The 10621-nt window shown below is 68.3% G+C and carries 4 protein-coding genes, 1 tRNA gene and 1 rRNA gene; 5 read left to right on the top strand and 1 reads right to left on the bottom strand.

Annotated features, from left to right (window positions below):
- From rrf to ACIBU0_RS14445, 3 genes are all read left to right on the top strand, one after another.
- Positions 1 to 87: ribosomal RNA gene (gene rrf, locus ACIBU0_RS14455) — 5S ribosomal RNA — on the top strand; the annotation flags it as partial.
- 113 nt (positions 88 to 200) lie between these two features.
- Positions 201 to 863, top strand: coding sequence for a DegT/DnrJ/EryC1/StrS family aminotransferase (locus ACIBU0_RS14450; RefSeq protein WP_398816935.1), 663 nt, complete (start codon positions 201 to 203; stop codon positions 861 to 863).
- A gap of 78 nt (positions 864 to 941) precedes the next feature.
- A tRNA-Thr gene (locus ACIBU0_RS14445) sits at positions 942 to 1017 on the top strand.
- A gap of 60 nt (positions 1018 to 1077) precedes the next feature.
- On the opposite strand, the gene ACIBU0_RS14440 is transcribed toward ACIBU0_RS14445, so the two are convergent.
- Positions 1078 to 3828: a SpoIIE family protein phosphatase gene (locus tag ACIBU0_RS14440; protein WP_398816871.1), complete on the bottom strand. Its 2751-nt coding sequence runs from the start codon at positions 3826 to 3828 to the stop codon at positions 1078 to 1080.
- A 386-nt stretch (positions 3829 to 4214) separates the two neighbouring features.
- Here ACIBU0_RS14440 and ACIBU0_RS14435 point away from each other — a divergent pair, with 386 nt between their 5' ends.
- Both ACIBU0_RS14435 and ACIBU0_RS14430 read left to right on the top strand, forming a co-directional pair.
- On the top strand, positions 4215 to 9689 hold the full coding sequence (locus ACIBU0_RS14435) for a HAMP domain-containing protein (protein WP_398816868.1): 5475 nt from the start codon (positions 4215 to 4217) through the stop codon (positions 9687 to 9689).
- Positions 9690 to 9933: 244 nt separating this feature from the next.
- Positions 9934 to 10614 (top strand): two-component system response regulator, encoded by a 681-nt coding sequence (locus tag ACIBU0_RS14430; protein WP_398816865.1) that lies wholly within the window; start codon positions 9934 to 9936, stop codon positions 10612 to 10614.
- Positions 10615 to 10621 lie beyond the last annotated feature (7 nt).

The following is a 10621-nucleotide window of genomic DNA, read 5'->3' as shown; positions in this document are numbered from 1 at the left end:
GGTTACATTCCGAACCCGGAAGCTAAGCCTTACAGCGCCGATGGTACTGCAGGGGGGACCCTGTGGGAGAGTAGGACACCGCCGAACTCCTTTTATCGGGTTGGACCCGGAACTTCGGTTCCGGGTCCAACCCTTTTTTGTTGTGCGTCACCTGAAGTTCACGTACCGCAACCACTATCGCCCGTATGGGTACTGCTGCAATGCTCAGGGCCGCCGGCGTCGGAGTCGGTGACGAGGTTGTCGTACCGGCCTTCGGGAACATCGAGGTCGCCGAGGCCGTGGTCCAGGCCGGGGCGCTGCCGGTGTTCGCCGACATAGATCCGGTGACCTACTGCCTGGACGCCGTCGCGGTCGAGGCGGTCGTCACCCCGCGGACGGCGGCCGTCGTCGCCGTACACCGCTTCGGTCGGTCGGCCGATATCGTGCGGCTTCACGACATCGGGCAGCGGCACGGGCTGTTGGTGTTGGAGCAGGGGGAGTCCGAAGCTCCGTACGACGAGATAGCTCAGCGTCGGCAGCGAGCGTCGTACCTGGACGCGAAGTTGAAGGGCGTACGCACGCCCGATGGCGGTGACGGGCACACCTATCAGCAGTACGTCGTGCGCGTGCCCGGTAACGGGCGGCCGGATCGCGACGCATTCGCTCGGGCCGTTCGGGCCAGGGGTGTTGAGTGCCGGGTGCCGGTGAAGACGCCCGTGCATCGGCTGCCGGAGTTCCGGCGGTGTGTGTCCCTGCCGGCGACCGAACAGGCCGCCGATGAAACGCTGGCTCTGCCTGTCGATGCCTCACTGACCAAGCGGGACATGCAGCGGATCGTGTCCGCCTGCAACGCGCTCGGCGGACTGCTCCAGCCCGCCTTCTGAGGCGAATTTGGGAGCGCGGGCGTGTTCGGGGTATGATCTATTCCGTTGCCGCGAGGGAAACTTCGCAAAAGGCAGCCGGCCCCTATAGCTCAGTCGGCAGAGCGTCTCCATGGTAAGGAGAAGGTCAACGGTTCGATTCCGTTTGGGGGCTCCAGACAGAAGGCCCCGCCCATTCGGGCGGGGCCTTTCTCATGCCCTTCTCCTGATCTATTCCTCAGTCCTTGTGGATGCCCGGGACGCGCATCGCCAGGATGGCCATGTCGTCGGACGGAGCGTCCGAGGCGAAGCGTTCGACCGCGCGCATGATGCGGGCCGCGACCGCGCCGGCCGTCAGGCCCGTGCAGGTGGTGAGGACATCGGCTAGGCCGTCGTCGCCCAGCATGCGGCTGCCTTCACGGCGCTCGGTGACGCCGTCCGTGACGCACAGGAGGACGTCGCCCGGGTCTAGGGTGACCGTCTGCTCGTAGAGCTCCAGGTCGTCCATGACGCCGAGGAGGGGCTGGGGCTCGGCGGCCGGTTCGACGGTGCCGTCCTGGCGCAGGCGGAGCGGGAGCGGGTGACCGGCGCAGACGACCTTCAGCTCGGCGCTGCCGTCCTCCTGCGGCCTCAACTCGCCGTAGAGCAGCGTCAGGAAGCGGCTGCGGGCGCCCTCGTCGAGGATCGCGGAGTTCAGGCGCTCCAGCACCGCGGGGCCGCTGAGGCCCTCGCGGGCCAGGAGCCGGAGTGCATGGCGGGCAAGGCCGGTGACCGCCGCCGCGTTCGGGCCCGTACCGCAGACGTCACCGATGGCGAAGCCGTAGGCGCCGTCGCTGATCGGGAAGAGGTCGTAGAAGTCGCCGCCGACCTCGTTGCCCTCGCCGGCCGCGCGGTAGATGACCTCGACCTCGACGCCGTCGATCTCGGGGAGCTCGGGCGGCAGGAGGCTGCGCTGGAGCGACTGGCTGATGGCCGTGCGCTCGGAATACAGGCGGGCGTTGTCCAGGGCCAGGGCGGCCCGGCGGCTCAAGTCCTCGGCCAGTTCCAGGATTTCCTGGCGGAAGTGCTCGTCGGTCGGCTTGCCGAGGGTCAGCATGCCGATGACCCGGTTGCGGGCGACCAGCGGGAGGACCACCGTCTCGCCGCCCACTGCGGACGCCGTGGCGAGGGTGGGGCCGATGCCGGTGCTGATGCGGCCGACGGGCTCGCCCAGGCCCAGGCTGCGCATGGAGGTGCGCAAGGCGGCCTGGTGGGCGGATTCGGCGGGGGCCGACCAGACGCGGGCGCCGGGGGTGGCGATCGGCTCCGGCGGGGGGATCTTGGACAACAACGACTTAATGCCGTCGATGAGTTCCTCGTCCTCGTGCAGGACGTACGAGAGGTACGGCTCAGAGGCCTGGTCGGCGATCGTGTAGACCGCGCACCAGGTGGCCAGGGTCGGGACCGTCATCTGGGCCATCAGGGCCAGGGTCTGGTCGCGGTCCAGGGTGCCGGCGAGCAGGTCGGAGGCCTCGACGAGGAAGCTGAGGGAGCCTCGGCGCAGGCGTTCGAGTTCGCCGAGGCGGGCGGACTCCACCGCCAGGGCGATGCGGTCGGCGGCGAACTGGAGGCGTAGCGCCTCTTCGTTGGAGTATCTGGCGGGCGCTTCGGCGGCGACGCCCAGGGAGCCGGTGAGGCGGCCCTCGACCTTCAGCGGGACCGTGACGACCGAGCGCATGCCGGTGCCGCGCAGCAGGGGTACGGCGCCGGGGACCATGGTGAGGTCCTCGTGGACGGCCGGCATGCGGGCGGAGCCGTAGCGGCCGGGGCCCGCTTCGACGGGCACGCGCGCGAAGCGCTGGCGGGCGGAGGGCAGGCCGGTCGAGGCGCGGACCTCCAGCTCCGTTTCGTCGTCGGTGGCCAGGAGCAGGAACGCGGAGTCGCCGTCGAGCATGTCGCGGGCGCGTTCCACCGTGCGCTGGAGGAGGCCGTCGAGGTCGTCCGGGGCAGGGGAGCCGATGAACACCTCGAAGGGGTCGGTGCTCTGGGACTCGGAGGTGGTGGAGGTGTCGGACGGCGGGACGCGCAGCGGGGTCTGCAGGACGGCGCGCTCGTGGTCCCGGACCAGGAGGCAGACCGTGGACGGCTCGCCGTCCGTGTCGCGGACTCGGAGGTGGGAGGCGTACACCGGGGTGACGCGGCCGTTGGCGCCCCTTATGCCGTAGCTGCCTTCCCAGCGGGAGAGTTGGAGTGCCTCCGCGATGCCGGTGCTGGTGCCGGGGGTGTGCGGCCAGGCCGCGAGGTCGGTGAGGGGCTTGCCGGTGACCTGCTCCGCGGCGTAGCCGAAGAGATCCTCAGCGTCCTCGTTCCAGGACGAGATGGCGCCCGTACGGTCGATCTGGACCACGGCGACGCGGACGCGGCCGTCGGCGATCGGGAGGAGGTCGGAGGGCAGGGACGGGCCGGCGGCTCGGGTGCCCACCGGGCGTTCGGGGAGGTCCAGTTGGAACCAGACCTGCTTGTGGGTGGGTGTGTACTCGACGCCCCAGCGGGTGGCCAGGGCCGCGCACAGCTGGAGGCCGCGGCCGCCCTCCCGGTCGGGGCTGCCCATGTTGACGGGTGACCCCTGGAGGGGGATCTCGCGCTCCGGATACCGGTCGGCCACCTCGATCCGCACGCCCTCGTCACTGCGCAGACACAGGACGTCCGCGGAGGTGCCCGCGTGTACGACCGCATTGGTCACCAGTTCACTGGTGAGGACCACGGCGTCGTCGACGATGTCGGCGAAGCCCCAGCCCTGGAGGGTGTCGCGGACGAAGGAGCGGGCGCTCGCGACCGATCGCCCGACGGGATCGAAGCTGGCTGCCGCGCGCGCGGTGATCACAGAACTCCTCGTCCGGTTGTCGACGTGCAGGGCTCCGTGGCCGCCCGGGTCGCGCCGCTGGTGCGGCATCTGCGCGCCCGTCGGCCGGTCCGGGGATGGTCCCCCCGGGATCAGTCCGGTGGTCATGTCCGGCTGCCCCTCCGATGCCCGCTCGTGCTCCTCCTGCCACCGCCCAGGCCGGACGGGACCGGCGCGGCTGGACAGCCGCATGCAAGGTTACTTACCTTCGCCGTCCGTGCGGATGCCGGTCTGCAGTGTTTCCGTCCGGAGGGTGTGCGGACGATGTGCGAAGCTGCCGAACTGTTATGGCCGGGTTCAGGCAGGGTGAAACACTGGGCAAGCTTCTTGTGAAGGTCCGGGCAGGCTGAGTGACATTCGCGTACCGCGGGCAGCAGCACGTGGTGTGGCCTGGTATATCCGGCAGGAATGCCCAGCAGTAACAGGTACACGGGTACGCCGAGCAGTGGAACCCGAGCACAGCAGTAACGGTCGACCCCTGCGGGAGGGACACAGTGGAGTCTGGCGCAGCGACGCGGAGCACTAAGACGCGCGCGAAAGGCGGACCGTCCCTGAAGAACGAGCGCAAGACGCGAGGCGGGACCACTGCCGTGGACACGGCCAGCCTGAACCGGCTGCTGGCGGCCCTGGTGTCGATGCGCGACGGGAACTTCCGGAAGCGGCTCACGGTGTCCGGGGACGGCGTGATGTCGGAGATCGCCGCGGTTTTCAACGAGGTGGCCGACCGCAATCTCCACCTCACGGGTGAGCTGGCGCGCGTGCGCCGGATGGTGGGACGTGAGGGCAAGCTCACGGAACGGCTGGAGACGGGCGCCTGTGAGGGTTCCTGGGCGGCCGCCATCGACAACTCGAACGCCCTGGTCGACGACCTCGTGCGGCCCGTCTCCGAGGTCAGCAGGGTGCTGTCCGCGGTGGCCGAGGGTGATCTGTCGCCCCGCATGGAGCTGCGGACGCAGGCGCCGGACGGGACCGGGCATCCCCTGCGGGGTGAGTTCCTCAAGGTCGGACGGACTGTAAACAACCTTGTCGATCAGTTGTCGACGTTCACCGACGAGGTCACGCGCGTGGCCAGCGAGGTGGGCACCGAGGGCAAGCTCGGCGGGCAGGCACGCGTGCGTGGCATGTCGGGTTCGTGGAAGGACCTCACGGACTCCGTCAACACGATGGCGTACCGGCTGACGGCTCAGGTGCGGGACATCGCGCTGGTGACCACGGCGGTCGCCAAGGGTGATCTGTCCCGGAAGGTCACGGTCCATGTGGCCGGCGAGATGCTGGAGCTGAAGAACACCGTCAACACGATGGTGGACCAGCTGTCGTCCTTCTCCTCCGAGGTGACGCGAGTCGCGCGCGAGGTGGGCACCGAGGGCGAGCTCGGCGGCCAGGCGCAGGTCCCGGGTGTGGCCGGCGTGTGGAAGGACCTCACCGATTCGGTGAACCTGATGGCCGGCAACCTGACGGCACAGGTGCGAGGCATCTCCCAGGTGACGACGGCGGTCGCCAACGGCGACCTGTCGCAGAAGGTGACCGTGTCGGCGCGCGGCGAGGTCGCGCAGCTCGCGGACACGATCAACCAGATGACCGAGACGCTGCGGATCTTCGCGGACGAGGTCACGCGCGTGGCCAACGAGGTCGGTGCCGCGGGGCAGCTGGGTGGCCAGGCGAACGTGCCGGGCGCGGCGGGTACCTGGAAGGACCTGACGGACTCCGTCAACACGGTGTTCCGGAATCTGACCATTCAGGTGAGGGACATCGCGGCTGTCACGACGGCGGTGGCCAACGGTGACCTGTCGCAGAAGGTCACGGTCAATGTGGCCGGCGAGATGCTGGAGCTGAAGAACACCGTCAACGGCATGGTGGATCAGCTGTCGTCGTTCGGCTCCGAGGTGACCCGAGTCGCCCGTGAGGTCGGTGTCGAGGGTGAGCTCGGCGGGCAGGCACAGGTGCCGGGGGCCGCGGGAACGTGGAAGGACCTGACGGACTCCGTCAACACCGCGTTCCGGAACCTCACCGGACAGGTGAGGAACATCGCCCAGGTGACCACGGCGGTGGCCAACGGTGACCTGTCGCAGAAGGTCACGGTGGACGTCTCCGGCGAGATGCTCCAGCTGAAGAACACCGTGAACACGATGGTGGACCAGCTGTCGTCCTTCGCCGACCAGGTGACGCGCATGGCCCGGGACGTGGGTACGGAGGGCCGCCTCGGCGGTCAGGCCGTCGTACCGGGTGTTTCGGGTACGTGGAAGGAGCTCACCGACTCCGTCAACTTCATGGCCGGCAACCTCACCTCGCAGGTGCGGCAGATCGCCCAGGTGACCACGGCGGTGGCCCGGGGTGACCTCTCCCAGAAGATCGACGTCGACGCGCGCGGCGAGATCCTGGAGCTGAAGAACACCATCAACACGATGGTCGACCAGCTCTCCGGCTTCGCAGACCAGGTGACCCGCGTCGCGCGCGAGGTGGGCACCGAGGGCCGGCTGGGCGGTCAGGCACAGGTGCCGGGCGTTGCCGGTGTCTGGCGGGACCTGACCGACTCCGTGAACGGAATGGCAGGAAACCTTACGGCCCAGGTGCGCAACATCGCTCAGGTCGCCACCGCGGTGGCCCGCGGTGACCTGTCGCAGAAGATCACCGTGGACGCGCGCGGCGAGATCCTGGAGCTCAAGAACACGCTGAACACGATGGTGGACCAGCTGTCGTCGTTCGCGGAGGAGGTCACCAGGGTCGCCCGCGAGGTGGGTACGGAGGGCCAGCTCGGAGGTCAGGCCGAGGTGCAGGGCGTCTCCGGCACCTGGAAGGACCTCACCCAGTCCGTGAACTTCATGGCGAACAACCTGACCATTCAGGTGCGTCAGATCGCCGAGGTCACGACCGCGGTCGCCAAGGGCGACCTGTCGAAGAAGATCACTGTTGACGCGAAGGGCGAGATCCTCGAACTCGTCACGACGGTCAACACCATGGTCGACCAGCTGTCCAGCTTCGCCGAGCAGGTGACCCGGGTGGCCCGTGAAGTGGGCACCGAGGGCATCCTGGGCGGCCAGGCGCACGTTCCGGGTGTCACGGGCATCTGGAAGGACCTCAGCGGCAACGTGAACCTGATGGCCAAGAACCTGACCATGCAGGTGCGGAACATCTCCCAGGTCGCGGCAGCCGTCGCCAACGGCGACCTGACGCGGACGGTGACGATCGAGGCGCGCGGTGAGGTCGCGCAGCTGGCCGACACGTTCAACACCATGGTGAAGACGCTGAGCTCGTTCGCCGACCAGGTCACCAAGGTGGCCCGTGAGGTGGGCACGGACGGCATCCTCGGCGGCCAGGCACACGTACCCGGTGTGGCCGGTACGTGGAAGGACCTCACCGAGTCCGTGAACCAGATGGCGTCCAACCTGACCGGTCAGGTGCGCAACATCGCCATGGTCACCACCGCCATCGCCAAGGGTGACCTGACCAAGAAGATCGACATCGACGCCCGCGGCGAGATCCTCGAGCTCAAGACGACGATCAACACGATGGTCGACCAGCTGTCGTCCTTCGCCGAGGAGGTCACCCGAGTCGCCCGCGAGGTGGGCACCGAAGGACAGCTCGGCGGCCAGGCACGCGTGCGTGACGTCGACGGCACCTGGCGCGACCTGACCGAGTCCGTGAACGAGATGGCCGGAAACCTCACCCGGCAGGTGCGTGCCATCGCGCGCGTGGCGACCGCGGTGACCCGCGGCGACCTGAACCTGAAGATCGACGTCGACGCGTCCGGCGAGATCCAGGAACTCCAGGACTACATCAACAAGATGATCGCCAACTTGCGCGACACCACGATCGCCAACAAGGAGCAGGACTGGCTCAAGGGCAACCTCGCGCGGATCTCGGCGCTGATGCAGGGCCGCCGCGATCTGGAGGACGTGGCCTCGCTGATCATGAGCGAGCTCACGCCGGTCGTGTCCGCGCAGCACGGCGCGTTCTTCCTGGCGATGCCGCTGGTCGACGGCAAGGACATGAGCGCCGAGAGCGAGGACCAGTACGAGCTGCGGATGCTGGGGTCGTACGCCTACTCGATGGGGTCCATGCCGACGTCGTTCCGGCCAGGTGAGGGCCTGATCGGGACGGCCGCCATGGAGAAGCGCACGATCCTGGTCGAGAACGCGCCCAGCGGCTATCTGAAGATCTCCTCCGGGCTCGGCGAGGCGCCACCGGCGCAGGTGATCGTCCTTCCGGTGCTGTTCGAGGGCAAGGTGCTCGGCGTGATCGAGCTGGCCTCCTTCACCCCCTTCACGCAGATCCAGAAGGACTTCCTCAACCAGATCGCCGAGATGATCGCGACCAGCGTCAACACCATCTCCGTGAACACCAAGACCGAGGTGCTGCTGAAGCAGTCGCAGGAGCTCACCGAGCAACTCCGAGAGCGGTCGGCCGAGTTGGAGAACCGGCAGAAGGCCCTCCAGGCGTCCAACGCCGAACTGGAGGAGAAGGCCGAGCTGCTGGCCCAGCAGAACCGCGATATCGAGGTCAAGAACACCGAGATCGAGGAGGCGCGGCAGGTCCTGGAGGAGCGCGCCGAGCAGCTTGCCGTCTCGATGCGCTACAAGAGCGAGTTCCTCGCCAACATGTCGCACGAGCTGCGTACGCCGCTCAACTCGCTGCTGATCCTGGCCAAGCTGCTCGCCGACAACGCCGAGGGCAACCTCTCGCCGAAGCAGGTCGAGTTCGCCGAGACCATCCACGGTGCCGGTTCCGACCTGCTCCAGCTGATCAACGACATCCTCGACCTGTCGAAGGTCGAGGCGGGCAAGATGGACGTCTCCCCGACGCGTATCGCGCTCGTCCAGCTCGTCGACTACGTGGAGGCCACTTTCCGGCCGCTGACCGCGGAGAAGGGCCTGGACCTGTCCGTACGGGTCTCGCCGGAGCTGCCCGCCACGCTGCACACCGACGAGCAGCGCCTGCTCCAGGTGCTGCGGAACCTGTTGTCCAACGCGGTGAAGTTCACCGACTCCGGCTCGGTCGAGCTGGTCATCCGGCCCGCCGGGATGGATGTGCCGCAGTCGATCCGGGAGCAGCTGCTGGAGGCCGGCTCGCTGACCGAGGCGGACGCGCCGCTGATCGCGTTCTCGGTGACCGACACGGGCATCGGGATCGCGGCCAGCAAGATGCGGGTGATCTTCGAGGCGTTCAAGCAGGCGGACGGCACGACCAGCCGCAAGTACGGCGGCACGGGTCTGGGGCTGTCCATCTCGCGGGAGATCGCGCAGCTGCTCGGCGGCGAGATCCACGCGCAGAGCGAGCCGGGGCGCGGCTCGACGTTCACGCTGTATTTGCCGCTGCACCCGAGCGAACTGCCTCCGCACGGCTACCAGCAGCAGCTTCCGGCCCTGGACCCGGGCGACCTGGTGGCCTCGGCCTCCGATCTGTCGGAGCTGTCCGACGTGGAGATCGAGACGCCGGCCGAGGTGCGGTCGTACCGGGAGACGCAGAACGGCGCCGCCGCGCTCTTCAGGCGCCGCCGACGGGCCGCGACCGAGCTGGAGCAGCGGCCGGTGCACCAGGAGCAGTGGTCGGCGGCGGAGCCGAACGCGGTGCCGCAGTCGTTCCGGGGCATCCGGTTCGGCGGTGAGAAGGTGCTGATCGTCGACGACGACATCCGCAACGTCTTCGCGCTGACCAGTGTCCTGGAGCAGCACGGTCTGTCCGTGCTGTACGCCGAGAACGGCCGTGAGGGCATCGAGGTCCTGGAGCAGCACGACGACGTGGCGGTCGTCCTGATGGACATCATGATGCCGGAGATGGACGGGTACGCGACGACCACGGCGATCCGCAGGATGCCGCAGTTCGCCGGGCTCCCGATCATCGCGCTGACCGCGAAGGCGATGAAGGGCGACCGGGAGAAGGCGATCGAGTCGGGTGCGTCGGATTACGTGACGAAGCCGGTCGACCCCGATCATCTGCTGGCGGTGATGGATCAGTGGATGAGGGAGCAGTGACAGGAACCAACAGTGTTCACTCGGAGTTGCTGACTCAGTGTGCTCGAAGCCGTGTAGAAGTGCGGGATTCGGGGAACCTTCTGGTCTCCTGCTGCGTTTCTGCTACGTGCACAGTGACATCGCGGTGACAGGGTGTGGCGACAGGCGGGGTGCGGCTACCATGACCGGCACGAGGGCGGACGGCGTAAGGGAGTCGTCCCCTGGGGCGGAGCCCGGTGCACTGCCGGGGCGAGGAGGGCGGGCCATGGTGCAGAAGGCCAAGATCCTCCTGGTCGATGACCGGCCGGAGAATCTGCTGGCGCTGGAGGCGATCCTCTCTGCGCTCGATCAGACCCTGGTGCGGGCATCGTCCGGGGAGGAAGCGCTCAAGGCACTTCTGACGGACGACTTCGCGGTCATTCTGCTGGACGTCCAGATGCCGGGAATGGACGGTTTCGAAACCGCCGCGCACATCAAGCGGCGGGAACGGACCCGGGACATCCCGATCATCTTCCTCACCGCGATCAACCACGGCCCGCACCACACTTTCCGCGGCTACGCGGCGGGCGCGGTGGACTACATCTCCAAGCCGTTCGACCCGTGGGTGTTGCGGGCCAAGGTCTCCGTGTTCGTCGAGCTGTACATGAAGAACTGCCAGCTGCGCGAGCAGGCGGCGCTGCTGCGGCTCCAGTTGGAAGGCGGCGGCAAGGCCGGGGGCGCCGAGTCGAAGGAGCCGGCGGGCCTGCTGGCCGAGCTGTCGGCGCGGCTCGCCGCGGTCGAGGAGCAGGCCGAGGCGCTGTCCAAGCAGCTGGACGACGAGTCGGCGGACGCGGCGGCGGTGGCCACGGCGGCCCATCTCGAACGCAAACTCACGGGTTTGCGGCGGGCGCTGGACGCGCTGGAGCCGGGCACCGGGAGCACATCCTCGGTGCCTTCACAGAACTGACGGCGCG

The organism is Streptomyces sp. NPDC049627 (genome assembly GCF_044465645.1).
In the GTDB taxonomy this organism is placed as follows: domain Bacteria; phylum Actinomycetota; class Actinomycetes; order Streptomycetales; family Streptomycetaceae; genus Streptomyces.
The sequence above is the reverse complement of the archived record's forward strand: the minus strand, read 5'-3'. Positions and strand labels throughout refer to the sequence as shown.